17 protein-coding genes and 2 pseudogenes are annotated in these 26,689 nt (G+C 57.1%); 3 read left to right on the forward strand and 16 right to left on the reverse strand.

Features of this window, described 5'->3' with window-relative positions:
* Window positions 1-95: 95 nt before the first annotated feature.
* Entirely contained in the window at window positions 96-1,244 is a 1,149-nt protein-coding gene (locus tag HMPREF1207_RS01665) for a response regulator (RefSeq protein ID WP_009674238.1), read from the reverse strand.
* Between the two features lie 250 nt (window positions 1,245-1,494).
* Here HMPREF1207_RS01665 and HMPREF1207_RS01670 point away from each other — a divergent pair, with 250 nt between their 5' ends.
* Window positions 1,495-4,695: an ATP-binding protein gene (locus tag HMPREF1207_RS01670; RefSeq protein ID WP_009674242.1), complete on the forward strand. Its 3,201-nt coding sequence runs from the start codon at window positions 1,495-1,497 to the stop codon at window positions 4,693-4,695.
* Between the two features lie 29 nt (window positions 4,696-4,724).
* Here the strand turns inward: HMPREF1207_RS01670 and HMPREF1207_RS01675 are convergent, their stop codons facing one another.
* The 4 genes from HMPREF1207_RS01675 to acsA form a co-directional block, all read right to left on the reverse strand.
* Window positions 4,725-5,210, reverse strand: coding sequence for a DMT family transporter (locus HMPREF1207_RS01675; protein WP_009674255.1), 486 nt, complete (start codon window positions 5,208-5,210; stop codon window positions 4,725-4,727).
* 67 nt (window positions 5,211-5,277) lie between these two features.
* On the reverse strand, window positions 5,278-5,976 hold the full coding sequence (locus tag HMPREF1207_RS01680) for a Crp/Fnr family transcriptional regulator (protein ID WP_009674241.1): 699 nt from the start codon (window positions 5,974-5,976) through the stop codon (window positions 5,278-5,280).
* Window positions 5,977-6,028: 52 nt separating this feature from the next.
* Window positions 6,029-6,454, reverse strand: a complete 426-nt coding sequence (locus HMPREF1207_RS01685) for a DMT family transporter (RefSeq protein ID WP_009674265.1) — start codon at window positions 6,452-6,454, stop codon at window positions 6,029-6,031.
* 275 nt (window positions 6,455-6,729) lie between these two features.
* Window positions 6,730-8,460 (reverse strand): acetate--CoA ligase, encoded by a 1,731-nt coding sequence (acsA, locus tag HMPREF1207_RS01690; protein ID WP_009674254.1) that lies wholly within the window; start codon window positions 8,458-8,460, stop codon window positions 6,730-6,732.
* 270 nt (window positions 8,461-8,730) lie between these two features.
* On the opposite strand from acsA, the gene HMPREF1207_RS01695 reads away from it, so the two are divergent.
* Complete coding sequence (locus HMPREF1207_RS01695; protein ID WP_009674263.1) at window positions 8,731-9,660, forward strand: ABC transporter substrate-binding protein; 930 nt, start codon at window positions 8,731-8,733, stop codon at window positions 9,658-9,660.
* A gap of 219 nt (window positions 9,661-9,879) precedes the next feature.
* Here HMPREF1207_RS01695 and HMPREF1207_RS01700 read toward each other — a convergent pair whose 3' ends face one another.
* The 4 genes and pseudogenes from HMPREF1207_RS01700 to HMPREF1207_RS01715 all read right to left on the reverse strand — a co-directional run.
* Window positions 9,880-10,767: a GNAT family N-acetyltransferase gene (locus tag HMPREF1207_RS01700; protein WP_016423403.1), complete on the reverse strand. Its 888-nt coding sequence runs from the start codon at window positions 10,765-10,767 to the stop codon at window positions 9,880-9,882.
* A 318-nt stretch (window positions 10,768-11,085) separates the two neighbouring features.
* Window positions 11,086-13,599: an excinuclease ABC subunit UvrA gene (gene uvrA, locus HMPREF1207_RS01705; protein ID WP_009673931.1), complete on the reverse strand. Its 2,514-nt coding sequence runs from the start codon at window positions 13,597-13,599 to the stop codon at window positions 11,086-11,088.
* Window positions 13,600-14,056: 457 nt separating this feature from the next.
* A complete protein-coding gene (locus HMPREF1207_RS01710; RefSeq protein WP_009673955.1) occupies window positions 14,057-14,440 on the reverse strand; it encodes a VOC family protein in 384 nt (127 codons plus the stop codon).
* 86 nt (window positions 14,441-14,526) lie between these two features.
* Window positions 14,527-14,772: pseudogene (locus HMPREF1207_RS01715) on the reverse strand (NADPH--cytochrome reductase); the annotation flags it as partial.
* 106 nt (window positions 14,773-14,878) lie between these two features.
* On the opposite strand from HMPREF1207_RS01715, the gene HMPREF1207_RS01720 reads away from it, so the two are divergent.
* Entirely contained in the window at window positions 14,879-15,238 is a 360-nt protein-coding gene (locus tag HMPREF1207_RS01720; RefSeq protein ID WP_016423405.1) for a VOC family protein, read from the forward strand.
* Window positions 15,239-15,355: 117 nt separating this feature from the next.
* On the opposite strand, the gene HMPREF1207_RS01725 is transcribed toward HMPREF1207_RS01720, so the two are convergent.
* From HMPREF1207_RS01725 to HMPREF1207_RS01755, 7 genes and pseudogenes are all read right to left on the reverse strand, one after another.
* Window positions 15,356-15,841 (reverse strand): anthrone oxygenase family protein, encoded by a 486-nt coding sequence (locus HMPREF1207_RS01725; RefSeq protein WP_009673974.1) that lies wholly within the window; start codon window positions 15,839-15,841, stop codon window positions 15,356-15,358.
* 107 nt (window positions 15,842-15,948) lie between these two features.
* Complete coding sequence (locus HMPREF1207_RS01730; RefSeq protein ID WP_009673970.1) at window positions 15,949-16,848, reverse strand: arylamine N-acetyltransferase family protein; 900 nt, start codon at window positions 16,846-16,848, stop codon at window positions 15,949-15,951.
* Between the two features lie 794 nt (window positions 16,849-17,642).
* Window positions 17,643-18,218, reverse strand: a pseudogene (locus HMPREF1207_RS30120) (cupin domain-containing protein); the annotation flags it as partial.
* 262 nt (window positions 18,219-18,480) lie between these two features.
* The gene (locus HMPREF1207_RS01740) at window positions 18,481-20,868 is read right to left on the reverse strand and encodes a heparinase II/III domain-containing protein (RefSeq protein WP_009673947.1); all 2,388 of its coding nucleotides are present in this window, start codon (window positions 20,866-20,868) and stop codon (window positions 18,481-18,483) included.
* Window positions 20,865-21,632, reverse strand: coding sequence for an SDR family NAD(P)-dependent oxidoreductase (locus tag HMPREF1207_RS01745; RefSeq protein ID WP_009673953.1), 768 nt, complete (start codon window positions 21,630-21,632; stop codon window positions 20,865-20,867). The genes HMPREF1207_RS01740 and HMPREF1207_RS01745 overlap by 4 nt, the downstream gene beginning before the upstream one ends.
* Before the next feature lies 1 nt (window position 21,633).
* A complete protein-coding gene (locus HMPREF1207_RS01750; protein ID WP_009673934.1) occupies window positions 21,634-22,689 on the reverse strand; it encodes an SGNH/GDSL hydrolase family protein in 1,056 nt (351 codons plus the stop codon).
* A 111-nt stretch (window positions 22,690-22,800) separates the two neighbouring features.
* The gene (locus HMPREF1207_RS01755) at window positions 22,801-26,520 is read right to left on the reverse strand and encodes a chondroitinase-B domain-containing protein (RefSeq protein ID WP_009673946.1); all 3,720 of its coding nucleotides are present in this window, start codon (window positions 26,518-26,520) and stop codon (window positions 22,801-22,803) included.
* Window positions 26,521-26,689: the final 169 nt, after the last annotated feature.

Here is a 26,689-nt window from a genome sequence, read left to right on the forward strand (position 1 = left end):
AAATCTAAACAACGGGAGCGGCACAAAAAAACCGGCCTGTATAAACAGCCCGGTTTCCTGATAAGCGGCTTGCCGAAAAAAGGACAGCTTCCTGTTCAAAGCACACTTGCTGCGCCTTCCCTCCACTCTTCCATCCACATTTGAACGGAACCCTCGGGAAGCACATCCATTTCTTTGAGCAGCGCGCCCAGCCGGTTGAATTGTTCTTCTACGGCCTTGCGGTCCCTAAGAGAAGCATACAGCTTCATCAGCGGGAAATAGCTGCCTTCGAAGTGCGGGTATTTCTCCTGCATCCGGTTGTAAATCATGACCGCTTCATTAACCTGGCCATGACCGGCATAAAATTCTCCCAGCTTCCGCGCATGTTCGATCCACAAAATGCGCAGCCGCTGCCGCTCATTCTCCGCCCAGAGATAATCGCAATCCGCCAGAAAGTCTCCGGGATACAGATCCAGCACCTTGCGATGCTCCGCCGCATTGCCGGTATGAACGGATTCCAGCCGGCTCAGATCCCGCTCCCATTCCTCCGAGTCGATCCGGATGTCTCCGGCATCCAGCATATAACCCTCTTTTATGTTCATACTCCGGATTCCGATATCCGTGCCCGTATGTTTTAACGCCTGCCGGATATGATAGATCGTCGTATACAGATGTGCGGCCGCTTTCTTGGCCTCCAAATCCGGCCAGAACATCTCCTGCAGGTCGCTTTTACGGATAGCCTGTCCACGGTGATGAATCAAGTAGGCGAAGAGCTCCTGCGCTTTGGCGGTACGCCACTTCAGCCGCTCTACGGTACCGTTCAGGCGTTCGAATTGTATCGTCTGCAGCAGACGAATCCGCATGGAGCGGGACGAATCGTCCGTACGGGCGCGGCGGAAGAGCTGCGTTTTATCCGTCAAACGCTGGACGGTTTTTAAGAGCCGTTCCTTTCGCAGCGGCTTCATCACATAGTCGACAGCGTTCAAATCAAACGCGTGAACGGCGTATTTATCGTAGGCCGTAACAAATACGATGTCCAATTCCGGGCAAACCTCCTGCAGAAGCTCGGCCGCTTGTATCCCGGATTTACCGGGCAGATGTATATCGATGAACGCTACATCCGGCTGCAGCCCTTCGGCCTTGGCTATCGCTTCGTCCGCATCCGAGTAGGAACCCGCCACTTCAATTCCCGGGATTGCTTCCAGCATGCGGTTCATCTGCAAAGCGGCAAGGGGCTCGTCTTCCAGAATTATCGCTTTTAACATCCTCAGTCCCTCCGAATCAGACTCTATTCTTTCAAACGAACTTATGTATCTTATCGGTCTTTTATCGTGTTGTGATAGATCGGCTTTTGGTCCAAAAAACAAGGGTTGGGTTTTCGCACCCTCTTCTCTACCATATCAGAAATGTAAGAGCCTTCCTACCTATTTTTATCAGGCCAAAAGAATTAGATCGTACGGAAACGCATTTTGAGATGTGAAAGGATTTCAAGGAAGTTTGTAGAAATGCAACAAGATGAAAACCTACAAAAAATTAAGAGTGTTTATATGGGTGCTTCTTTTTTTCCTGTCGCTCGGCGGACTGCGTCTGATCTGGTCCCAAATGACCTCCATCCCCGCTCATCCTCCGGCCGTTAAAGGATCGCTCAATTTGCAGAACTGGGATTTTGCCGAAAATCCGCTGGTAACGCTTGACGGCGAATGGGAATTTTATCCCAATCAACTGATTCCTTTCGAAAGCGGCTCGGCGGCACCGGCGAGGATGCAGGTTTTGCAGGTTCCCGGTTCCTGGGAGCAGGCCTTTGCCACGGAAGCGAAAGACAGCTACCGCTTCGGCAGTTACCGGCTGCGTGTGTCTCTACCCCGTGATACGAAGCTGACATTCAGCATCCGCCTGCCCGATATCCGCTCGGCTTCCGGCGTGTTCGTAAACGGTCAGCCGATCCATCTAATCGGCCGGCCGGCGGATACAGGCGAGGGCTTCATCCCGGGCTACCACCCCTCCTCCGTCACGTTTACGGCGGACAGCGGCCAAGCGGATCTGATCATTCATGCAGCCAGTCCGTCCTCTATGAAAGCCGGAGGCATTACGGGTTCGGTCCGTTTCGGTGAAGAGGGCGCCCTGACGCGCACCGTATGGATCGGCATCGGTTCGCAGCTTGCCATCGCCCTCGTTCTGCTGATCCACTCGGCCTATGCGGTGCTGCTTTATTTGATCGGCGCGCAGCGCAAATCCGTCCTCACATTTGCTTCGCTGGGTCTCTTTGCGGCGGTCGCCGTGCTTTTGGACGACGGCAAACCCCTGGCCGTCTGGCTGAATATGGGTTACGAAACCGCCACGAGGACGATATTGATCGCCTACACGGGAATCGCCCTTTGCCTGATTCAACTCGCCAGACTGTGGTTTCTCAAACAGACCGGCAAACGGATTTTTAGAATGCTTCAATTTGTTTATGTCCTGTACACCTTGTTCATTCTGTTCGCGCCCGCTTATATGGTCTCCCGCTCTTCCTTATTTTTAACGTTATCCGGCTTGTCGACGGATCTCGTCTTTCTTGTCCTTATGCTGAGAACGGTAAAAAGGGAAAAGGAGGACGGCATGTTTCTGCTGCTCGGGATTACGGCGGTCGTCTCCAACGTGTTCTGGGCCGCCATAGAGCCGGTAACCGGTCCGGAACCGGATTTTTATCCGCTTGACCTGCTTGCCGCTTTGTTTGCGCTTGCCGCCTACTGGTTTAAACGTTATTTCCGCACTTCCGCCAGGACGGCGGAGCTTGCCGAAAGATTGCAAAAGGAAGACAAACGGAAGGATGACTTCCTCGCTAACACGTCCCACGAACTGAGGAATCCGCTGCACGGAATTTTGAATATGGCTCAGACGGTTCTCCACACGGAACAGGACAGGCTTACGGAGGAGAGCAGAAAAAACATGGAACTGCTCTTGACGGTCGGGCAGCGGATGTCTCTGCTGCTCAATGATTTGCTGGACATCACGTTATTAAAAGAAAACCGCGTCCGCCTGCAGCCGAAGGAGCTGAAAATTCAGTCCGTCGCGGCCGGCGTGGCGGATATGCTGCGTTATATGACCGGCGGCAAGCCCCTGGAACTGAAGCTGGATATTCCCGAAACATTTCCGCCCGTCCTTGCCGATGAGAACAGGCTGACCCAGATCCTGTTTAATCTCGTCCACAACGCTATTAAATTTACGAACGAGGGGACGATTGTCATCGAAGCGCGGGTCCGGGACGGTCACGCCGAAATCCGGATTGCTGACACGGGAATCGGCATGGACGGGCAGCAGTTGGTCCAATTATTTCAGCCCTATGAGCAGGCCGATTCCGGGATTACCTCACCCGGTGGAGGGATGGGGCTCGGTCTTGGCATCTGCAAAAGCCTGGTGGAACTGCACGGCGGCGTGCTCGAAGCTTCCTCCGTGCCCGGGCAGGGCAGTGTATTTTCTTTTACGCTGCCTCTCGCGGAGCCGTTCCGGGCCGCTGTCTATCCGGCTTATCCCGCCGGACCGGACAAGAACGGTCCCTTCGGGCACGACGCCCTGTCCCCCGCTCCCTTAGCGGCCGCCGAAGAAGAACTCTCCCCAGCCAGCCCGACCGGACAGGCCGCGCAAACCGCCCGGCAAGAGCAGACCGGATGGCCGGAGAAGCGGCCGAGTATTCTTGTCGTCGACGACGATCCCGTCAACCTGACGGTGCTTCGCAACCTGCTGGCATCCGAAGGCTACCGCGTCGAAACGGCAGCAAGCGGCCGAGAAGCTCTGTCCCTGTTGGACGGAAACGGCTGGGACCTTGTCATCAGTGACGTCATGATGCCGCTCATGTCCGGTTACGAACTGACCTGGACCATCCGCGGCAGGCATACGCTGGCCGAGCTGCCCGTCCTCCTGCTTACGGCACGGAGCAGCCCGCAAGATATTACGGCGGGCTTTCTGGCCGGCGCGAACGATTATGTCACGAAGCCGCTGGGCGCTTACGACCTGAAGGCGCGGGTCCGCTCCCTGATCGGCCTCAAACTGTCGGTAGAAGAACGGCTGCGCATGGAAGCCGCATGGCTGCAGGCTCAAATCAAGCCGCATTTTTTCTTCAACACGATAAACTCCATCTCCATCCTAAGCGAAATCGACCCGGCAAAAATGAGATCGCTTCTGGAGGAATTTTCCGCTTACTTGCAAAACAGCTTCGATTTTCAAAACTCGGAGCAGCTTATCCCTCTTCAAAGAGAGCTTGAGCTTGTCCGCTCTTATCTCGCTGTAGAAACCGTCCGCCACGGAAACAGGCTCGGCATCCACTGGGAGATCGATGACATTCCCGGGCTCAGACTTCCGCCTCTATCCATACAGCCGCTGGTTGAAAATGCCCTCATCCACGGCGTGCCTGACAAAAAGTCGGGAGGCGTTATCCGGATCGAAGTGAAAAATCGCGAAAACGGGACGGAAGTCCGTGTCACGGACAACGGCACGGGGATGGACCCGGCAATCCTGGGGAAGCTCCAGGGCGTCGACGCCGGAGAAGAGCGCCGGGGAATCGGGCTGGCGAACACCGACCGCCGGCTGCGGCACATGTACGGCACGGGATTGACGCTCGAAAGCTCTCCCGGTCTCGGGACCGCCGTTTCTTTCTTCATCCCCGCCAGTTGCATGTCAGGCGATAGCTTGCAGCCGCGTAAACAACAGAAAAACTCAGTCTCTCCGGGGAGAGACTGAGTTTTTCATTTTGACTTCCCGCACATCCGTCAGTCCGGCAATCCTTGCGGCGTCTTGGCCGCGGACGGCTCGGCTCCTTGCCTGCCGCCGAATTTGAACAGCACGATGCCGGCGACGATGACCAGCACTCCGATCAGCTTGTTCAGCGTAAACGGCACCTTCTCCAGTCCCAGCCATCCCAGCGAGTCCCACAGCAGGGCAAAACTGAGCTGCGCCGTCAGCACGATTGAAATGGCATATGTCGGGCCCAGAAGCTTCATTCCCTGTACGAGGCAGATAACGACGCCGACGCCGATCATGCCGCTTACCCAATACCACAGCTGCATGTTTTGCAAGGCGAACGTTTCCTTCCCTTCCACCAGCAGACTGATGGTCAACGAAGCCAGGAACCCCATTCCGAGTACCAGGGTCGTCGTTGCCCAAGATCCCGTCCGCTCGTTTACTTTGCTGTTGAAAACCGTCTGCAGGCTGACCAGCGAACCGGCCAGAACCGCCAACATTATTCCCAGTATCATGGTTTTGCTCCCCTTCTTTCTACAAATAACGCTATTCCCCGTACACGGTGAGGACCGCTAACCTGTATCACTCATAAATATTGTGACCGGCCAGCGCGCTCAGCCCTTCCCGGTCTTTAATCGTAATAAACCCTCTCGTACGCTGAAGCAGCCCTTCGCTGCAAAACTTTTGGATCACCCTGTTCAGATGCCTGTAGCTCGTTCCGATCAAATTGGCCGCATCCATGAGATGAGTCGTGCTCAGTTGCCCCCGGACGAGATTATCCGACTCTTCACAGAAAACCGACAGCAAGTAGCTGGCGAGCCGAACTTCTACCGGATACATCAAATTAAAACTGGAAAAATTCGAGTCGATGTAAAATTTCTGCGTAATAATCCCCAATAAAAATCGCAGCAGCGGAGCGTGGTCGTTCCCGTACTTTTTGAGCCAGCGGTGATGAATTCCGATCATATGAACCGGCGATACGGCTTCAACCGTGTTCACGATATCGCTTCCTCGTATATATTCAATATCCCCGATCACTTCAATCGGCGTCTTGAAGCAGAGAATCAGCGTTTTGCCTTCCGCGGAGGACGTGTAAATTTTAATTTTCCCTTTAACCAGCACATACAAATAGCGGGCCGGCTCGCCCCTGGAACAGATCATCTCTCCCTGCTCGAAGCTGAACAGAGACAAATGAGGGTTCAAGGCTTCGTTAAAAACCGTTTCCAGCCGGTGTTCCCGCAAATAACGGGACAACTGCTCCCGGTCCTGAATTTCTTTCACTGCCGGTCCACCTCCAGCCTTTTCCTTATCCTTTCCTCGAATCATTATCCTATCACAGTTTCAGGATCACGACACCCGCGATCATTAACCCGATACCGATGAACTGCGGCAGCTTCATTTTTTGTTTGGCGACGCCGAACCATCCGTTGATATCGACGAGAAATGTAAGGCTGAGCTGAGCGATCAGCAGCGCGGCAATCGTAAACGTAACCCCGATTTTCTGAATGGCCGTGACCTCGCTGAAAATGATGACCGCCCCCAGTGCGCCTCCGATCAGATAGAGCGGCTTAATCCCTTTGAAACTTTGCAGGCTGCCGTCCCGCACAAAAAGCAGGATAACCAGCGCTATCAGAAAGCCCGTCAGCTGGGTTATCGTGGCGGCCTGCCACGTGCCGATATCGTGGCTGATGCGTGCGTTGGCGACACCCTGCAGCGTAATGCATGCCCCACCTAAAAATGCAAATAAAATCCCTTTCATTGCGGCCGTCTCCTTCGCTTAGAACTTCTTTCTTATTAAATCCCAGCCATAGGAGTGCAGAAAAGGACATATGTCCTGAAGTCCATAAAAGGCTTCCAAGCTCACCGGAATCCCGAAAAAAATAACCGGCCTCTCGGGAGGCCGGTTATTCGGGTGCTGCTTTAAAGCAGCAGTGTGCAGAGACCTGCATAAAACCCGTCCGCTTAACTAACGGCACCGGGGCTTAGTCGTTCCTTCGCAAGCTCCGGAGACGGCAAGCAAACGAAGAGGATGAATTAATCTTCCAGTGTAGACAGGTCGCCGGTAGGCAGCCCCAGTTCCCAAGCCTTCAGAACGCGGCGCATAATTTTGCCGGAGCGCGTCTTCGGGAGCTTGTCGCGGAACTCGATTTCACGGGGAGCCGCGTGGGCCGCGAGACCTTTTTTGACAAACTGCTGAATTTCTTTGATCAATTCCTCGGAAGGCTCGTAGCCGTCCCGCAGCGCGATAAACGCTTTAATAATTTCGCCGCGCACCGGGTCCGGTTTGCCGATTACACCCGCTTCCGCAACGGCCGGATGTTCCACCAGCTTGCTCTCGACTTCGAAAGGCCCGACACGCTCGCCGGACGTGTTGATCACATCGTCGACGCGGCCCTGGAACCAGAAGTATCCTTCCTCGTCCTTGTAAGCGGAGTCGCCGGAAATATACCACGGCTTCAGCCGGTAGTACTCGTCGTATTTCGCGGGATTGTTCCAGATGAGGCGCATCATCGAAGGCCATGGAGCGCGTACCGCAAGGTTGCCCATCCGGTTCGGCGGCAGCTCGTTGCCTTGATCGTCGACGATGGCCGCGATTACGCCCGGGATCGGCTTGCCCATGGAGCCGGGCTTAATCGGCATCGCCGGATAGTTGCAGATGACCTGTGCGCCGGTTTCCGTCATCCACCACGTATCGTGAATGCGCTTGCCGAATACTTTCATCCCCCAGCGCACCACTTCGGGATTAAGAGGCTCGCCCACGGACAGGATGTGGCGCAGAGAGGACAGATCGAACTGCTTGAGGAGATCGTCGCCCGCCGCCATCAGCAGACGGAAAGCGGTCGGAGCCCAGTACCACACCGTGACTTTGTAGGTTTCGATCGTCTGGTAGCTGTCATTCGACGAGAAGCGGCCGCCGCGTACAAGCGAAGTCGTCCCGTTCAGCCAGGGCGCCCACATTCCGTATACGGTCCCCGTTACCCAGCCGGGATCGGCGCAGCACCAGTAAATATCGTCCGGTTGGAGATCCAGGACCGTTTTGGCGGTATGAAGATGCTGGATCATCGCGTTATGGACGTGCAGAACCCCTTTCGGTTTGCCGGTGGAACCGGATGTGTAATGCAGCTGCATGCCGTCTTCCAGTCCAACCCACTCGATTTCCAGCTGATCGGACGCTTTTGCCATCAGATCATCGTAGGAAATTTCCCTGTCGCCCGGCTCGCTGTTCTCGCCGACCACGATGACATGCTTGAGCGCGGGCAGCTCGGAAACGGGAATGCGGTCTTTAAGCGCAGGTGTCGTGACAATAGCTACGGCTTCGGAATCCAGAAGCCGGTCCTTCACCGCCGCTTCCATAAAAGCTTCGAACAGCGGGCCGACGATCGCCCCGATTTTTACGGCCCCGATATAAGCCGTATAGAGCTCCGGAGAACGCGGCATAAACACGAAAATACGATCTCCTTTGCCGATGCCGAGAGACCGCAGAGCATGACCGAATTTGTCTGAAAGTGTTTTCATTTGTGCAAACGTATACGATTCATTCCGTGCCGCGTCCGTGTAAATAAGCGCCGTTTTGTCCCCCCGGCCTTCTTCCACATGGCGGTCAAGCGCCTCGTAAGCGATATTTACTTTTCCCGTGCGGGACCACGTAAATTCCTTCTCCACATCCGCCCAGTCGAAATTGGCGTACGCCTCTTCGTAATCGGCCAGATTATTACCCGATGTAAGAACCGGTATGATTTCCTGTTCTTCCGTTTGCATCGTCATCCTTGCACTCATCCTCCCATTTTCTTTCCCGAATTCAATTTGTAATTTATCCTAATAAATTCCATCGGAATTGATTATATCTTACATTCACGGACACGACAATAAAAAACGGACGAAGAAACGGCATTTTACCCGGAGGTAACCGGCCCATGATTGTGCCCTGCCGCAGCGCGCCAGCCCTCTCTTTTATTGACAATGATAATCATTATCAGTATACTGTTGTTTGGAAAAGGCTACCCTTACAACCTACATATATGGAGGAATTCTACCGTGTTTAATCTCAAAAAGTCCGGCACGCTCGCTTTATTTATCCTGCTTCTACTTGCCTTGACGGCAGGCTGCGGCAATAAGGAGAGCGCACAGCCCCGGCAGCAAACGGTCACGGACGGGATGGGTCACCAAGTGAACCTACCTGCCGAGCCCAAGAACATTATCGCTTCTTACCTGGAAGATCCCCTGCTTGCCCTCGGCATCAAACCCGTGGCCCAATGGTCGGTAAAAGGCGGAAACGTACAGGAATATTTACGCCCTCAGTTGGAGGGAATTCCCGCCATCCCTTCGAATCTGCCGCCGGAGACCGTTCTCAGCTTCAACCCGGACCTGATCATCCTCCGCCCGGAAGCCGCCGCTCAAGAGAGTCTTTACGAGCAGTATGCGAAAATAGCCCCTACCTTTGTCCTCTCGAAGGAGGACGCCGACGATTATAAAAAAACATTAACGAAAATGGCCGAATTGTTAAACAAAAAAGAGGAAGCGAAAAAAGCGCTGGATGCCTACGACCGGAAGACAAAAGAGTCAAAAGACAGCTTGCAGAGAACGCTCGGAGACAAAAAAGTCGCGGTTCTGTGGCTCACCAAGAAAACCTTCTACGTCGTCAACGGAAATGTTTCCAGCGGAGCGGTTTTGTATGGAGACTTGGGCTTGAACAAACCGAGCCTGCTGAATTCCTTGCCGGACTCCAAGGCCAATTGGGTGCCCGTTTCGCTGGAGAAGCTGGCCGAGCTGGACGCCGATTATCTTTTCCTCGTCAATTACGATAAAGGCCAGGCCGGAAACCTGGAAGAAGACCTCTGGAAAAACATCCCGGCAGTTAAAAACGGTCACGTTTATGAGATCGCTTCAACCAGCAGTTGGCTGTATAACGGCGTCATCGCGGCCGAGAAAATCGTGGACGACGTCATGAAAGCGCTGCGTCCTTAACGACCGGACTCCATTCACACCTATACCGCCTGCTGACGTTCGCACTGCCTGCGTTTCCCGTTCCGGTTCCGCTTCGGCAACGGACGGCTGCCTTCCGATGCCGGATTAGGCGGCCCCTACGGGCTTCGCCTCTAAAGTACCGTTTTGCAGAAAATCAAGTGTCTCCAAGAAAAAAAAGGACACCGGGGCAGCCTTCCCGATGTCCTTTTTACATGACGGTTATCCCACGGTGACGCGGTAATAATCGTTTACGCTGCGCTCGACGAAGCCCACCGATTTGTATAAACCGAGTGCGCGGTCATTGCTCGCCGCCACCTCCAGAGCCAGCTTGCCCGTAAGCCGGTTCGACTCCGCTATTGAAATCGCTTTGCCCAGGATCACTCTGCCGTGACCTTGTCCGCGGTATTCCGGGAGCACGCAAAATCCGGAAATAAACCCGCCGTCGTAGAGCTGAATGTTGATTTTCCCGATAGGAATCCCCTCAAGCTCGGCAATCCAGAAGCTTTCTCCGGCCGCGGCCAACTTCTGTTCGTTGAATCCCCTGGCATCCGATTCCGTGACGCCGAACCCGGCAACGTCCAGCCGGATCGCTAAGTCCATATCCGCCTGCTCCGCGGGACGCAGCTCGATTTGACCGGCAGAAATGACGGAGTTCAGCACGTCCCGGTCATAACCCGAGGGCAGCTCCATCCAATACTCGGAAAATTCATAAGCAGCTCCGGCATATCCGGCGAAAGAGCGCCCCGACTCCGACCCCCGCTGCACAATAAGCAGTTGTTCGGGTATCCCGCGCTTCCGGCATTCTTCGGCGGCCGCTTCGAACAGCTTCCGAAAAATTCCCCGGCGGCGGTATTCCGGGTCCACCATGCCGCTGATTTCCGCTTCGCTGCTTTTAAAGGCAAACAGCGCCAGAAAACCGACTGCTTTTCCGTTCTCGACATAAAGCCAGTCGCTGCATTCTTCCGCTTTCCGGTTCTCGAGCATATCCCAGTTCAGCTTTAAAGTAATGGAATCGTATTCGTTACAGCGCTTTTCCAACTCTTTCACTTGCTCCAATTGGTCGTGGGTTAAACGATTTACAGGCAGAACAATTCCGGTATCCGGCATTCAGATTCCCCTTATCCATGTAGTAAGAGCCGTGAGGGCTCACAGTCCTATTCATTATAATGGAAAAATAGACCGCTCCGTTAAGGTGGATTCGATTATAGTCGTTTTTTCGGCCCGAACGGCTAGTCATACCTTAGAGGCTCATCGCGCGCGATTCAAAAGGCGAACATACGGCGCGCCGCTCCCGGCGCACAGTGCGGAGCCGCATGACGGGGAGGACCGCACTGCCCGTCTCTGCTCCTGCAGGCCCGCAGGGACCCGGGATCGAAAAAAAACCCTGCTCGCGGCCGAGATTTCGGCCGTGAGCAGGGGCTTCTTTTAATAAGCGGCGGCCAGCGCTTTTTTCAAGAAGCGTCCGGTATGGGAAGCTGCGACCGCCGCGACCGTCTCCGGTGTGCCCGTGGCCACCACTTCTCCGCCCTTGTCCCCCGCTTCAGGCCCGATATCGACGACCCAATCGCACTCGCGAATCATGTCGAGATTATGCTCCACGACGATAACCGTGTTGCCCGCGTCGACCAGCTTGTTCAGCAGCACGAGCAGCTGCCGGGTATCCCGCGGATGCAGGCCCGTCGACGGCTCATCCAGCAGATACAGCGTATGCTGCTTCGTTTTGCCGCCCAGCTCCTTGGCAAGACGGATCCGCTGCCCTTCTCCTCCCGACAGGGTCCGGACCGACTGCCCCCAGTGCAGGTAACCTAATCCCACTTCGGTCAAAAGAGCGATTTGCCCGTCCATCTTGATTCTGCCCTGCAAGAGAGGCAGGCTTTCCTGAACCGTCATGTTCAGCAGGTCCGAAATGGAGTGCCCGTTGCAGGTGACTCGCAGCACTTCTTCCTTGAACCGCTTCCCCCGGCAGACCGGACAGCGGACTTCAAGACCGGGCAGGAAGAACATGTCCATCGGCACGACGCCGAGTCCCTGACAGTGCTCGCAGCGGCCGCCCGGCGTGTTAAACGAGAAATGCTTGGCGGTAAGCCCCGCCCGCTTCGCTTCGGGCAAGCCGGCATACAGACTCCGCATCGCCGTGAATACGTCGGTGTAGGTCGCAACGTTAGACCGGCTCATCCGGCCGATCGGCGACTGGTCGACCGTCACGATCCCGCCGATGCCGCCGAAACCGGTGATGTTCCGGCAGCCGCGGCGCTGCTGCTCGTCGCGTCCGCCCGCGGCCACCAGATCGAAAAGCAGGGTCGACTTTCCTGAACCCGAGACGCCGGTGACGGCGGTCAGACAGCCTAGAGGTAAGGACACGTCGATATGCTTCAGATTTCGTTCATAGGCATCGTGAACGTTCAGAAACCGGCCGTTTCCCGGCCTTCTCTGCCGGGACGGGGACGCGGTCATGCCGGAAGACTCTCGCAGGAACGCTCCCGTGACGGAATCGGGGGTGGCCATAAGCTCCGCGAGCGTCCCTTCTCCGACGACACGGCCCCCGAAGCTTCCCGCACCGGGGCCCATGTCGATCACGTGGTCCGCGGCCTGCATCATTTCGACGTCGTGCTCGATGACGAGTACCGTGTTGCCGAGGTCTCTCAGCTGCTTCAACACGCCGATCAGCCCTTCTGTATCCCGCGGATGCAGCCCGGCCGTCGGCTCGTCGAGGATGTACAGCACGCCGGTCAGCCCCGAGCCGAGTATCGAGGCGAGCCGGAGACGCTGCGCCTCTCCGCCGGAGAGCGATACCGTTTGTCGGCTGAGGGACAGATAACCCAGGCCGACAGCGACGATCCGCTCCGTCCGGACGGTCAGATCGTGCAGAAGCGACCCGACCGTCTCCCTGGCCTCGGGCTGCAGCTCTCCCATCAGCCGCTGCAGCCAGCCGAGCGCATCCTGGAGCGCCCAGCCGGAAATATCGGAGATGGAAGCGCCCCCGACCGTCACCTGCCGGATGCTCTCCTTCAACCGGGCGCCGTGACAGGCGGCGCACGTCGCTTCAACGAACAGGGCCGACTCGCCCGATTCGCCGCCTTTCTCTTTGTAGCGTCTCCAGATGCCGGTTACTACGCCTTCGAACTTCCCGCCGCCGACCGATTTGGGCAGCTTTACGTCCGGAAAATGCGCGGAGAACGCCTCGCTCTCGACACCGTAGTAAAGCAGATCGCGCTGGACGGCCCCGTACTCTTTAAGAGGCAGATCGGCATCGAAGGTGAAGCCGTAATGCTCCCCCGCCGCTTTGAGGATCGACAGGTTGTATTTCGTGATCATGTCATACCAGACCGCTACACAGCCGTTCCGCAAACTTTTCTCCTCATCGAAAACGGCATCCGTGTTCAGGGTAACCGTATGACCGAGCCCGCCGCATTCCCCGCAGGCGCCTTCCGGCGTATTGTAGGAGAAATACCGGCGCGTAAGACGTTCCATGCCGGATCCGCAATGCGGACACTTCACGGCCGGCTGCGTGTCCTCCCCGTCTTCTCCGTCTCCCTGTCCGGCCGTTTCCCCGTCAGGTGCCGGTACGAAGCGCTTTCCGCAGTCCGGGCAGGGCCGCTCGCCCAGTTTCTCGTAAATGACTCGCAGATACGTGTGAATATCCGTGATCGTACCGACGGTCGATCTCGGATTGCGGTTCGTGACATGCTGCCCTACGCTGATGGACGGGGATAATCCTATAATCGCGTCTACCTTCGGCTTCGCAATAGCGTCCGAGGTCATGCCCATCGACTCCATATACTGCCTCTGGCACTCGCGCTGGAGCGTATCCATGGCCAGCGTCGATTTGCCGGAGCCCGAAGGTCCTGTCAGCACGACCAGTTTGTATTTCGGAATGCGAAGCGTCACGTTCCTCAGATTGTTTTCCCGGGCTCCCCGGATCACGATCTCGCTGCTCACAAGTAAGTCCTCCGTTCGTATTTGATTTTTCTTCCTTATTGGAAGCATTCTTTCCAGCCACACAACCTTATTCTATAACATTCATGCAAATGAGAAGGTTGAAGTCTTTTGGGCTTGTTGTATCAGGCACTGGCTTACAAAATGTGTAGCCACGTACTTTAAGGTTCTAAACGAATTGGAACGACAACCGTGCGGCAAAAAGCCCTCGTTCTGCGTACAGAAGCTCTTCCGCCATGAAAACGGCGTGCTTGATGCCGATGACTTTTTCTCATGCGACGAATGATTGGACGGAAATAAAAAGACACAGCACGTACACGTGTTGTGTCTTTAAACCGCAACGGATAGCCGCCGGCGTCCGGTCCGTATGTATTCTTTTTTTATTCGGGCGGGCCGTAAAATTTTTCAACCCGCGCTCGCATACATTCGGGTACTTTTTAACCTCAGGGGTCCGTTGGTTTCACACCGTGATTTCTATGCTGTTTCCTTCCGGGTCCAGAACAACACTTTCAAAATAGCCGTCGCCGGTTACTCGGGGCTCGCCCTCGACCGTATACCCGTCACGTCTTAGCCGTTCCGTCAGCTCCACGACCTTGTCTTCGCTTCCGACCGAGAAGGCGATATGGGCATAGCCCAGATAAACCCGCCCTTCATCTCTCCCGATACACGCCGGTTTGGTCATCAGCTCCAGTCTTGCACCGCTTTCGAACTGCAAAAAGTACGATTGAAACTGCTTCTTGACGTTCGTGTACTTATCGCCCGCCGCTGCGCAGAAATAAGTTTCATAAAAGGCTTTCATCTGCTCCAGATCGGCCGTCCATAGGGCCGCATGCTCGATTTTCATAAAAATCGCCTTCCCTTCCGTAAAATAACCGGTGATCGTCCGGCGGCATACGTGACGGCGAATTCAGGCTGCGCTTCGACGCTGTAAACGCCCGCCCAGACATCTTTGGCGTAGCGTCCGTGCGTCTGCAAGCCGTCCAGCCACTTCCGGGCTTCGTCCGGGCTTACCTGATGGATATTCGCGTACGCCTGCCGGATTTCCTCTTCCACGTCCGTCGCCATCCGGCTTCCGTCATCGCATACATACAGCCGCCCGCCTTGTTCGAGCAGAGTGATCAGCTCCGCCGTATTCTCTTTCATCAGGTGCTGCACGTACGTCTTCGGCGTACCTTCCGCTGAGGGATCGGGCGCCCCCGAATTTCACACGGACAAGGAGAAACGGTCCATGCTTGTCGAAGTAGTCCGTCGGGATATAACGGCTTATAAACGGAGGCGGACTATGAAAGTTAAACGAATCATTGCGAACCTGGAATCGCCGGAACTTGCGGCGGCCAAACGCTTTTATCAGGAGGCGCTCGGTCTCGATTTGCTGATGGATCACGGCTGGATCGCAACATACGGGAACCGCGAGACGATGAACGTCCAGATCAGCATCGCTTCGCAGGGAGGCTCCGGCACCCCTACACCCGCTCTATCCATCGAAGTGGACGATCTGGAAGAAGCGCTTGCACGCATGGAGAAGGCCGGTTTTCCTGCGGAGTACGGCCCTGCTGACGAGCCCTGGGGGGTCCGGCGTTTTTTTGTGCGCGATCCGCTGGGCAAGCTGGTCAACATTTTGTCCCATGGGCAAGAAGAATAAGCCCTTGTAAGCCCCGCTTGCGGAATATCGTTTTAAGATCCTGGCATAGAACGTCAAAAGCCGCATTCGGCCGTTATCGCAACGGTTCGAATGCGGCTTCCGCCTGTCCCGGCATGCTCATCCCTTCAGCCGGAGGGCTTGTATGAACATAGCCAGAGCCGCTAGGCACGCGGCCGTACGAACATGATTCCAGGCGGTCCATTTGACGACATAACGCGACCACAAGTCGGCACCTTCCGCGCTTCCCGGGTTCACGGCATCAAGCGTGTTATTCAGCGGAACGTTGAACACCATCGTTACCGCAAAGCCGGCGGCATAAACCAGGCTGCCTGCCAATAACCAGCCGCTGCCCGGCTCTTCCCAGTTCAAGCACGAGGTGACCGCCAGCACGACGCTTAACAAAGCCGTTCCCATAAACACGATGCCGAACAAGGGATTCAGAATGGTGGCGTTGATCGACTGCATCGCCGCAATGCCCTGCTCCGCCGGTATCCGGGCGAGTGCGGTCATAACGAACGCCGAGAAGGCGAAAAACAAGCCCGCGTTCAATCCCGAACCGAGGGCGGAACAAAACGTTAAAACCGTAAGCAAACTGCCGCTCATTACGAATCTGCTCCTTCCGCTGAAGCCGGCTGTCTTCTTCCCTCATTTTATAGCGGAAATGTCACGCCGGGAAAGCCGCATTTCGTTATAACCGATTTGTACCGGAATCATCCCGTCGGCAGACTTCCCGCCTTTTCTTGCCGCTCCTTTATTTTTTGCCAGTCGGAATGGGCCGCCTCGACTCTTTTCCACAATTCCTCCCGCTCCGGCTTGCTGTAGTTGACAAGCTGTTCATCGAATACACCGGCCAAAACCTCGAGCCATTGCGATTTCGTGCGAAGCTCGGTTTTTTCCAGTCCGCTTGCATCCCGCCTACTCCAGATACAGCCTCTGAGTTCATTGCCGTCCGCCGCATTCCGTTGTCTGATCAGAAACTTATTAAACCAGGGAGATTCCTCGGAACGGACATAAAACTCGTGGTTCGGCTTGAACTCTTCAAGATCCGTCAGCACGTCGGGCGCGTAATCGACACCCGGAAAAGAAGCGAGGGGATCATGCTCCAGCCGCCAGCCGTCAGCCGCAACGCCCGACTCCGTCACCTTGTAGGTGTAAGGCCCCTGAACATAACGGCCATAGCTTAGAGACAGCGGCTCGAAAGGCATATCCCCAAGCCCTACGTCGGCGATCCAGGTCCCGTTCCCCGCTTCTTCATCGGAAAAATCAACGGTCAGTCCCAGATGAAAAGAATTGATCCGCGGCTCGGCTCCCATCGGCTGAACGCCGGCACGATGCAAATTAACCCGGTAGCCGAGAGAATGCAGAAGAACGCTGAACGCACCGTTCAAATGGAAGCAGTAGCCGCTTCGCTGATTCAGAATGAGCGCCACCGATTCTTTAAACCCGATAGGGGCCGGTTTTCCGCCGAAAATGTCCAGCGTCTGCCAGGAAAGATGTTTGACGTGAGCTTTGTGCAGCTCAGCCAGATAAAGAAGCGTGGGCGCCCCGATTTCCGAAATCCCGATTCTTTTTAAATAAGCGCGCACTTCTTCCCTCGTCAATGTATACATAAAGAGTCACCTCGGGTACCCGTATTACGCTTGCCCGGAAATGGATTTCCTGCCGCGTAATTCCATTCTAGAAGGGAGCGGAGACGCCTACAACGCCAAAAAGGAGCAACTGTACCGGTACAGATGCTCCTTGGAGTGCGGCTGTGCACCTTCATGCAGTGACTCACCGCGGGTTGAAAGATCGCGGGAGGCCCGGCTGTCCCCGCTAACATCCGCTGCCGCACAAAGAACAGGCGGACACTCTCCACTGTGAAGCCTGCCTGTTGTCACCTTCGGTTTGGGATTTACATGCGGGTGCCCGGAGCTGCCGGGTCTTATTCACCGCTTGATTAAAAGCTTGGCGCCCCGGGCGCGGGTGTCCGGTAAGTTTCGGACTGCGTCTGCGGATACGGCTGCCGTGAATAAGGCTGCGCGTACATCTGATTGTACGCTGTGTTGTATGCCGTGTTGTATGCCTGGTTCTGTGTCTGGTTCTGTGTCTGGTTGTACGCCTGGTTGTGTGTCTGCGTCGTATATGCCTGCGCGTTCGGCAGGGCATAGGGCCGGCCATACGAATTCGCCGCAGAAACGGGATTTGCGTAGAACGGCGAAGAATATGGGGCGGGATATCCGGAAGCAGGGTACCCGGCGCTTGAGATGCTCCCGTATGGAGCCGCCGGACCGCGATAGCCGATCGGAGCATTCTCGGGCGGATACGGCTGGGCGGGAGCGGCCCCGTAAGAAGCGGTCGGGTAACCCGGCGGAAGAATCGAGCCTACGTTAGCGGCAGCTCCGCTCCCCCGAATTTCACCGTTCGGTTCGCCGGAATCTCTGACTGTCTGCGGCTTTTTGCGGCAGTTGTCCAGCGGTCCGATCGCAACCGTTTTCGTGATGGGGGCGATCGCTTCTTTCCATTTTTCTTCATCCAGACAATAGGTTTCAGCCATTACACGGGCGGGGGTCAGCCTCAGAATATCCGAGCCCAGAATCACTTCAGGCGTAGGCGCATCGAATATCGCGATAAGATGGGTATCGTCTTCGGACGCCTCCTCATAATGCCACCACCCTTGCGGCACATTGGCCACCTGCCCCGTTTTAATGGGAATATGATAGAGCTTATTGGTAAAGGGATTGATAAACGAAACCGTAGCGGCACCCGAGACGCAGTAAACGAGTTCTGTCGCGTTTTGATGATAATGCGGCTCCACATAGTGCCCCTTGCTTAAATAAATGTCGAGCAGAGAGGCGCTGCCCAGCGTATTGAGCTGCTTATAGCCGAGCAGATTGATGTAATTGCGGCTGTTCGTTTTGAACACGGTGTTCTTCGGCAAATCATAAAAAAACTGGAGATCCGGTGAAGTGTAATCCATATAGGAAATCGCCAAATTCATCTTCTCCTTATTCGTGATGACGGAACCTCTCCTCCTTCCTATTTGTATGGGGGGACGAAATGTTTTATGTGCTTAAGTAAGTCCGGACTTCCAAACCCGTAAGGAAGGAGTACTCGCACGAATCTCCAGCAAACGGCACCGTTTGGCGCTTCATGAAGCATGGCGTTTCTCGGCTTACAGAGATCAGCCGAACATGACAAGGGACACCCTCACCGAATCCCGGGGTGTCCCTTGTTTATTTCAAGCACGTCATTCCCGTCAATCACTCGCTGCCCGGTTCCATCAGCTCCAGCCCTGTCTTGCCGGAAAGGCGGACTGTTCTTGCACAGGTTTCCCCGGAATCGATTCCCCGTGCCGCTACTTCGACAACGCCCTCCGAGCGCCGTTTAAGATCTACCGCCTGGCCGGCCCGGTAAACGTGGACAAAATCAGCGGACGCTCCCTTATGGCTGTGCACAATCGCGGTCAGAAGCCTGCTGGGATCGACGGAATCTCCCGGAGTCTGTACGGCAAGCAGCTCATCGCCCGGCATAACAAGCGCTGTGTGGTACACGGATTCGCCGCCCAGCTCATACCGCATCTGCACGGCAGCCGGAGCCGTCGGGTCCTGGTCCCGCTTGCCGGTTAACGGGTACCTCCCGCCGGATGCCCCTGTGAGCGGTTCATCCTTCAGGCTTTCCGCAAGCTGGACGGGATTCACTTCCGCGCTCCCTTCACAAGTTCCGGCTGCGGTCGGATACCCCTTGCCCGGCCGTTCTCCGGGTTCCTCCGAAACAGGCAACGGTTCCGCAGCCGGATGCATCCACCACTCTACGGATCGCAGCCCGCCGTCATCCATGGTTACCCGGAACCAGTCCAGCAGCCAGCCGTCCGTCAGCAGAAGATGCCGGTCCAGAGTGCAGCCGGGATACGCTTCGGTCGATTGAAACCACGCGTAGAGAGCCTCCTCCGTTTCCTCGAATCGCCTGCACTGCCCCGTGTGGGGCGCCTGTGACAGGCCATCCAGTGTAACGGTGTTGTGGCTCCGCGTTTCGGAGTACCACGCTTGGCGCAGGGCGGACCCGTAAGGCACCACCCCGAAGTCCGGCGTCAGCGTCCCGGCGGGGTGCATGACGGTGAGATGAAGCTTGTCGAAATGGCCGTGAGCACCGCCGTGCCCGCCGAAATCGGCGAGGAACGAGAGCGGATTCCCGGCCCTCCTGCCGGCAGCGAAGCCGGTATCCGCCCAAAGCCTCGCGCCTCTCCGGGGCTCCCCTCCTTCACCGGCGGCATCCGGCTGTACGTCCTCGCCGTACAGCAGCGCCTCCAGCCCGCAGCGGGCACGCGGCGACGCGAGAGTCCCGCCAAGCTGGCGGTACGCCTCGCGGAGAATCGGCCGCAGGCCGCCGATCCCGTAGCGGGACAGCCCCTGCTCGGCGATCTCGGCGATCTCCCGGGCGTAAGGCCCCCGCTCCATCGGGCCGTCGTGCAGGGCCGGGAGCACGCCCCGGTCGTCGGCCAGATCCGCCATGGCCTCGAACATCCCGCGCATCGACTGGCCGTTCCCGCCTTCGCAGGCGTACAGGTCGATGCCGAACCTCTCCGCCATCCGGGCGGAGATGAGATAGGCGCGCAGCACGAACACGTGATAGTACGTGCTGCCTTCAAACTCAAGTCCATCCGCGTTGACTCCGATGGACAAATGGTGCTTGAAGCCCCCTTCGCCTTCGATCAGCGCCTCCAGCGCGTCCTTCCGGCCTTGGGCCGCATAGACGCAGGAAAGGGAGGCGTTCAGCCAGGCGGTATAGTTGTTCTCGGCATTTTGCCGCTCGTGGATCAGAATATGACGATACTCCGTCATACTCTCCTCCAAGAGTCCCATGAAGATGCCGAGCGCAGCCGTCTCCTCCTCGCCGAACGATACGCCTTCGTCTCGCAGCAGAAGGTACGCGCCGAGCAGCGTCGTCGACCAGATGGCTTCGGTCAGCGCCTGGTGGAAGGCTCTGCCCTTCAGCATCCAGCCCTGCGCGCCCGCGTGCACGGGATAGAACGGGAACTGCTCCGCGTACGCGATAAGCAGTTCCTTGCCGAGCTGCGCACAGGACTCGTCGCCAAGGGACGCATGCACGGCAGCCGCTTCAAGGGCTGCCCGGGCCAGCGACTGGTGCTTGAACACCAGCCAGGCGCCCCGGTATTCTTCGCCTTCCAGCACGCATCCGTACGGACAGCGGAATGACGAGGCCTCCGCTTCGGCCGGGTCGAACAGCAGCTCCGTATGATGGACCGGGCACACATACTGGTGCCACCAGCCGCCGGGTTCCCGCGGAATCGCCAGGCTGCCTGCGGCATTCAGCCGGAGAAGCTCCTCACGGATGGCTTCCGCCGTCTCTCTCGCCCACGGAAAACGGGCCGCCTTGTCCCGGAGGCTTGCCTGTGACCGGGACAGCGGTCCCGAAGCCTCGGCCGGGCGGCCCCCTCCGCTCGGCTCGTTCTGCGGCATGACTCCTCGGGGTGCGTTCCGGAGCTGCGGCCCCTTCTTGCCATAGCGCTGAATTGCGGGTTTGTCCGGCCCCTGCTGTCCGAATACGTTCTCAAGCCCCTGCCGGGATTCACCGCCATCGTGCAGTCTCATACGCTCCCGATCTCGCTCCCGCTCCCGTTCTCTTGTCATCTCATCATCATCCCGCCGTTAACCTCGATTGTCTCTCCTGTCAGGTAAGATGCCAGATCGGAAGCGAGGTATAGCACCGCTCCGGCGACATCCTCAGGCGTCCCCTCGCGCTGAAGCGGAATGCCGTTAATCGTGGCCTGACGGGCGGTATCCGTCGTAAACGTGGCGTGGAACATCGTGTTCCCGATAAACCCGGGAGACACATTGTTGACCGTGATGCCGCTTCCGGCGGCTTCTTTGGCCAGCCCTTTGGCGTAAGCCATCACGGCGCCTTTGCTGGCCGCGTAAATGCTGGAGCCCGGCCCGCCCCCGTTATGGGCCGCGACGGAGGTCATATTGACGATGCGCCCGGAGCCTTTGGCGGCCATACCCGGCAGCACTCTTTTGCACATAAAAACCGTGCTCTTGAAGTTGACGTCCATGATCCGCGTATACATGTCTTCGGTCATTTCCGCGTTCGGAACACGCTGCACCAGATGTCCGGCATTGTTGACCAAAATATCGACGGTGCCGCCGAAGGCCGCTTCCACCTCGCTTACCAGACGGTCGATTTGCGCGATATCGGTCACATCGGCTTGGACCAGAACGGCTTCGCCGCCTGCTGCGCGGATCGTCTCCACGACTTCTTCTCCCTGGGCCGTATTGCTCAGGCAGTTAATGCCGACTTTCGCTCCGTGAGCGGCGAGAGCGACCGCGACGGCGCGCCCTATTCCCGCATTGGAACCCGTTACAAGTGCAATTTTTCCCGTTAAATCGATAGCCATTTCAAATTCCCCCAGTTTCTCGGATAGATGTGCGCAGCTCGGTTAAAACCGGCTCAAGCAGTCGCGCCAAATTTTCCCCCATGCGGATATGCCCGTAATCGGAGGGATGGATAAGGTCGGTCGTCAGAGAAACAAAATCGGTCATGATTTCGCTTCCCTCCAGCAAATGAAGCCGAGGATGATTCCGGTCCGAAACGTATCGTCTGAGCCTGTCATTGAAAATCAGGTCGCGTTTCGTAAACACATGCTCCTCATCCCGAAAAAAAGTCGCCCGGTTCGGATAGATCGTCGTGACGAAAACAGGCTTGTGCGGGTTGCGCCCCGTCACCTCATCGAGCAAGTAGGTGATCCGGCGTTCGAATTCCGGCGGGTCCATGACACTGCGCATATTGACGCCCAGCTCCAGAAATGCGGCATCCCAGCCGCTTCCGCGCGCCAAATGGTCGGCGGCTTCCTTCTCGCAGTAGCAGGTTCCGCTCAGCCCCAGATTAAGGGCATCGATTCCCAGCCTTCTGGCGGCCTGCTGCACGTAACTGTCGGTGTGGCTGAGCGAGCCCGCGCCCTGTGTGATGGAAGATCCGTAGGCGAGCAGAGTCAGCTGCGGCATCTCCGCTTTATGCGGCGGCCGAACCTCGTAACCGAAAGCGTCGACGTCATAAAAAACTGCCGTAAAGCGGTCGCAGTAAACGCGCCACACATCGGATGAGAACGCCCCGCTCTGCAGGGCGGACCTGTGCACCTCGGCAAACCTTTCCGGCTCCTCCAGCTGCAGAGTGACGGCCGTCCCGGCTTTCAAATCGTAAGCGCAGTGGAAAAAATCGCCCCGGAACACATAGACGCGGCCGTCCTTTTCCCGGGCTCCGAGCGTGATCCGCACATAGGGCGCTTCCGTCACAAAGCGGATTTCGCATCCGCTGGACTCCGCCGCTTTTGTGCGCCCTTTGGCCGACAGCGCCTCCCGGACTTCCCGGGGAAACCTCTGGAGGAGAAGACCCGGCAATCCCGGCCTCTGCTCCAGCTCCGAAACACTATGAAAATACACTCCGTTATGCAGCATGCTTACGCCTTTCCCCGCCCATCCGGCAGCGGATAAGATGGCCCGGGTTGTTTGGACTCCCGGGCTTTTGATATCTTTTTTGAACGGAATTCCGATAAGTTCTGTGCTTAGTTACGGATTAATCGTCGTGATAAGCAGGACGGGAGCCTTAGCCGGATCCGTTCCTTCGAGGGAAGCGATTCTGGCCTCCCGGTCGTTTTCATTCATGCCGAGCCGGAAGCTGAGAACGCCGTCCTGAGCGGCTTGCGGGTTTTTATAAAACTCCGTGACATCGAAAACCACGTAACTGCCGTCCGCCAGAGGGCTCTTGGAGCCGAGCGGAATATCGGAATAAGTGCGCGCGGGCTGATCGTTGGCCGTTACCGCCGCCGGATTCCAGTCGTCATTCAGAATGCCGGTCAGTTGGAGGTCCGAACCGGACTGGGCCGAGGTGACGAACAGCTTCAACTCGACCGAATCGACCGGCTGCGCGAGCGCCGGGAGGGTTACTTTAACGTAACCGTTTCTGCGGCTGGCCGATTTCCGCTTAATCTGCATCTCGGTCTCCGTGCTGAAATTTGTTCCCGCCTTGTCGGACAGAATATTGTCCACATAGGTGTCTCCCCCGATTGCAAACGGATTCGTGGAAGAAGGACGCACCGTGTACACAACCGACGGGGCTGTTTTGCCCCCGTAAGCTGCGCTTACCGAAGAAGTGCCCAGACTTGCCGGAGTCAGCCTGCCTTCGGTCGAGACGGCCAGCACGCCCGGATGGCTGCTTGTGAATACCGCGCCGGAAGGCACGGGCTCAGTAGACCCGTCGGAATAATGCGCGACCACGACTAGCTGTTTCGGCACTCCGCCGAGAGCGAGCTGGGCCGGTACGCCCGTGAGGCTGATTCCCGTAAAAGCGGGCGTTGTCACACTAACGGTGTTACTGGCTGTCGTATGCCCCGCTCTGTCCAGCGCTTCGATCTTGAACGTGTAAGCCGCACCCGGCTGCAGAGAACCCGCCTCGTACGACAAGACATCTCCGAATACGGTGTCGATAAGAGCGCCGCTGCGGTAAATGCGGTAGCCCGTAATTCCCGTGTCGTCCGATGCGGCGGCCCATTTCAGCTTCACCGTACGGGGTGTCACGCCGTCCGTCGCCAGCGGATTCGGAGACGGCCAGGCGGGCGCTGCGGCGTCCGTCCTGCCGTCGGCTACATACTCATCCGCTCCGACATCGGGTATACCCGACCGGGCTTCTCTCTCCATGTCTTCCGTTACGAAAGACAACGGACCGCCGCTCGCGTAATTGCCTTTGGAAGCGTTGATGGCCGGACTGTCCGCAGCGAGCTTCTTATAGGAGATATGGCGCAGCGGTTCATATTCGCTCGATGCCCACAACCACGGGTAGTCTTGAGGTCCGAGCTCCAGGGTGGCGTTTTGCATGCTCGGGTAGACGACTTTGACCTCGTCTTCCGTCAGCGGCGCGGAATTTCCGGTCACGAGCGGCACGCCTTTCTGCGGGAACATAAGGTTGCCCGACCACGTTAACCCCGGAATCGGCGTCATGATACGGATCAGCTCATCCCGGGAACCGACGACGATATTGTTGGCGAAGGTGAGATTTTTCGGCGCCGTTCCGTAGCGGACCATACCAAGCTCGAACCCGCTTTTGTTGTTCACCAGCGTATTGTTGGCGATCACGATGTTTTTGGCGATATAGTGATTGTTCGTCGGATCGATGGGACTCGTCATGTTGTCGTTGTCGCCGGTCGTGAACGCAAGCGTAGCGTCCCAGTTCGTGCCGGTCAGACCTTCGAAATAATTGTTGTACACGTTGTGGTTCTCGCCGTAGACACGGACTCCGCCGGTGCCGAGCGGAGCATCGTCGGGATCGGGACTCAGCACCTGACGGCCTTTGCCGATGAACATGTTGCCGTACACGCTGGAGCCGCTGCCCGTTCGCAGCGTTACGCTTCCGAGCGACTCGACGAAATAGTTGTAGCGGATGGTGTTCGCCCCGCTCTTCACCGAAACGATTTCCGTGTCCGAATCGCAGTGATCGAACAGGTTGTACTGGATCGTCGCATGGGCATCCAGACTGGATAAAACCGATACCCCGATGCGGATCGGCTCCGATTCGTTGGACTGCCGCTCCAGCGTGTTGCGGAAAACGTTGTACTCGACCGTATCGTACTGGGTAATTTCGTACGGGATCGTGGAGCCTTCCGGACGGCTGGAGACACCGTCGAACAGAATGAACTTCCCTCTGTCGCGTTTGTTTTCCATCAAATTGTGATCGATGCGGTTATGGTGGCTGTTCGTTCCTTTGATATAAATCCAGTTGGATTTGTCCGCAGCCGTCGTGGTGCTTTGGGAACGGAAGGCATTATTCGTAATCCGGATGTTGTTGGAGCCGTTCAGGTTAATCCACTTGTCCTGCGGATTCATCCGGAATTCCATATCCTGAATCGTGATATAGGAGCTGGTTTCAACCGTTATGCCCGTAGAAGGGAAAACGGCTTTGCCCTTGTGCTGCGCTTTTACGACAATCGGATTCTGGGCGGTTCCGTTCTTGCTGCGGACCGTAAATCCCGTGTAACTGCCGTCCGCCAGCTCGATCACTTCTCCGGGCACCGCCGCGTTGAGGCGGGTCAGCAGCTCCGCCGTCGTCGTGACGGGCGGCTTTGCGGACGCCTGCGGCACGGCGCTCACGGGCGCGCTTGCGCCGCTCTCGCCCGAGGCGTTCACGGCGCTGACCGTGAAGTAGTACGTCTGCCCCGGCGTCAAACCGGCGGCGGTGTACTCCGTCGCCGTGACCGGTGACGCGTTGAGCGGCGTGAAAGGTCCGCCGGCGTTCGCGGACATGCTCACGTTATAGCCGGAGGCGGATGGTACGGCCGTCCACGCCAGTTTGACGGCTCCCGCCCCCCAAGGGGACGCGGACACGCCCGCCGGAGCGGACGGAACACCCGGCTGTCCGGGTCCGCCGCCCGTGTAGGCCGCCGCCTGAATGTCGTCGAAGGCGGTGGTGCCCGACTGGCTGTAGAGGCCGACCCCGCCCGCCGTCAGCGGAGAAGCGTCGGTGCCCGACAGGACAAGCGTGCCGCCGTAGTAGCCGTCCAGCTTAAGGCTGCCGTCTCCCTGGTGAATCACGTCCAGCTTCAGCGGCAGGTAGCCCTGGCTGTCGAAGGAAGGATTCAGCACGGTATTCGGAACCGATACGCCGCTGGCGTTAGGACTTCCGGGCGACTGCGGGACAGCCGTTTTGGAAGTCCCCGTCACCCTCTCCAGATAAAACTGATAGCTGACCGAATTTTTCTTGGTCATAAACCGGTAATAGGTCGGCTTCGTACCGCTGACCGAATATTTGGCGGCCAGTCCCGCGTAAGTGCTGTTGGCGCCGGTTACCTTCACCCGGCCGGACAACGTTAGACTGCCGTCCGTAAGGACGGGATTATCCGTTCCCCAATAGCCGTTGGCGATCAGATAGGCCGTGCCGCTGGTCGGATCCGTCTGCTGCAGGAAATGATTGGCCTCCGCGGACCCTGTGGCGGGCTCCTCGCCTACGCTCCAGCCGGCGCTTCCGCCTAGGACCGCTTTCCACGGTTGTGCGGCCGTAGGGCTGGCGCCTACCGGAGATGTGTATCCCGTCTGGGAAGAACCGTAGCTCTCGAAAGGTTCAAGCCACGGGCCGGTCAAGCCGGCGGCCGGGGCCGGATCGGTTAATTCCGCAGGCCCGCCTGTTTCGGTAGCGCTTACAGTTGTGACGAAAGCTAAGGAAAGGCATAGAGAGAGAACCAGCTGCAAACTTAGAAAGACACGGACACGCGTTCTAAAACCCGGCATGCTCTTAATCATCCATCCACCATCCTCTCGGTTTCGATTCATGCCTATTATAAGTTCCGCCGGACCGCAAACCCATGACGCCTTTTAATCTGCATTGTGTTTTTTTAATTTCCGCCGCCTCCGGGAAAATAAAAAAACGCCTGCTCTAAACGAGCAGGCCCTGCTTACTGTAGCATCTGGT

It is taken from the genome of Paenibacillus sp. HGH0039, from assembly GCF_000411255.1.
GTDB lineage: Bacteria > Bacillota > Bacilli > Paenibacillales > NBRC-103111 > Paenibacillus_F.

What these genes read in the sequence shown, in the direction of transcription:
- HMPREF1207_RS01685 (WP_009674265.1), bottom strand. Translation starts at nt 6,454, where the DNA reads ATGAAAGGGATTTTATTTGCATTTTTAGGTGGGGCATGCATTACGCTG.
- acsA (WP_009674254.1), bottom strand. Translation starts at nt 8,460, where the DNA reads ATGACGATGCAAACGGAAGAACAGGAAATCATACCGGTTCTTACATCG.
- HMPREF1207_RS01730 (WP_009673970.1), bottom strand. Translation starts at nt 16,848, where the DNA reads ATGTATACATTGACGAGGGAAGAAGTGCGCGCTTATTTAAAAAGAATC.
- HMPREF1207_RS01725 (WP_009673974.1), bottom strand. Translation starts at nt 15,841, where the DNA reads ATGAGCGGCAGTTTGCTTACGGTTTTAACGTTTTGTTCCGCCCTCGGT.
- HMPREF1207_RS01670 (WP_009674242.1), top strand. Translation starts at nt 1,495, where the DNA reads ATGAAAACCTACAAAAAATTAAGAGTGTTTATATGGGTGCTTCTTTTT.
- HMPREF1207_RS01665 (WP_009674238.1), bottom strand. Translation starts at nt 1,244, where the DNA reads ATGTTAAAAGCGATAATTCTGGAAGACGAGCCCCTTGCCGCTTTGCAG.
- HMPREF1207_RS01710 (WP_009673955.1), bottom strand. Translation starts at nt 14,440, where the DNA reads ATGAAAATCGAGCATGCGGCCCTATGGACGGCCGATCTGGAGCAGATG.
- HMPREF1207_RS01700 (WP_016423403.1), bottom strand. Translation starts at nt 10,767, where the DNA reads ATGCCGGATACCGGAATTGTTCTGCCTGTAAATCGTTTAACCCACGAC.
- HMPREF1207_RS01750 (WP_009673934.1), bottom strand. Translation starts at nt 22,689, where the DNA reads ATGCTGCATAACGGAGTGTATTTTCATAGTGTTTCGGAGCTGGAGCAG.
- HMPREF1207_RS01675 (WP_009674255.1), bottom strand. Translation starts at nt 5,210, where the DNA reads ATGATACTGGGAATAATGTTGGCGGTTCTGGCCGGTTCGCTGGTCAGC.
- HMPREF1207_RS01720 (WP_016423405.1), top strand. Translation starts at nt 14,879, where the DNA reads ATGAAAGTTAAACGAATCATTGCGAACCTGGAATCGCCGGAACTTGCG.
- HMPREF1207_RS01740 (WP_009673947.1), bottom strand. Translation starts at nt 20,868, where the DNA reads ATGACAAGAGAACGGGAGCGGGAGCGAGATCGGGAGCGTATGAGACTG.
- HMPREF1207_RS01755 (WP_009673946.1), bottom strand. Translation starts at nt 26,520, where the DNA reads ATGATTAAGAGCATGCCGGGTTTTAGAACGCGTGTCCGTGTCTTTCTA.
- HMPREF1207_RS01745 (WP_009673953.1), bottom strand. Translation starts at nt 21,632, where the DNA reads ATGGCTATCGATTTAACGGGAAAAATTGCACTTGTAACGGGTTCCAAT.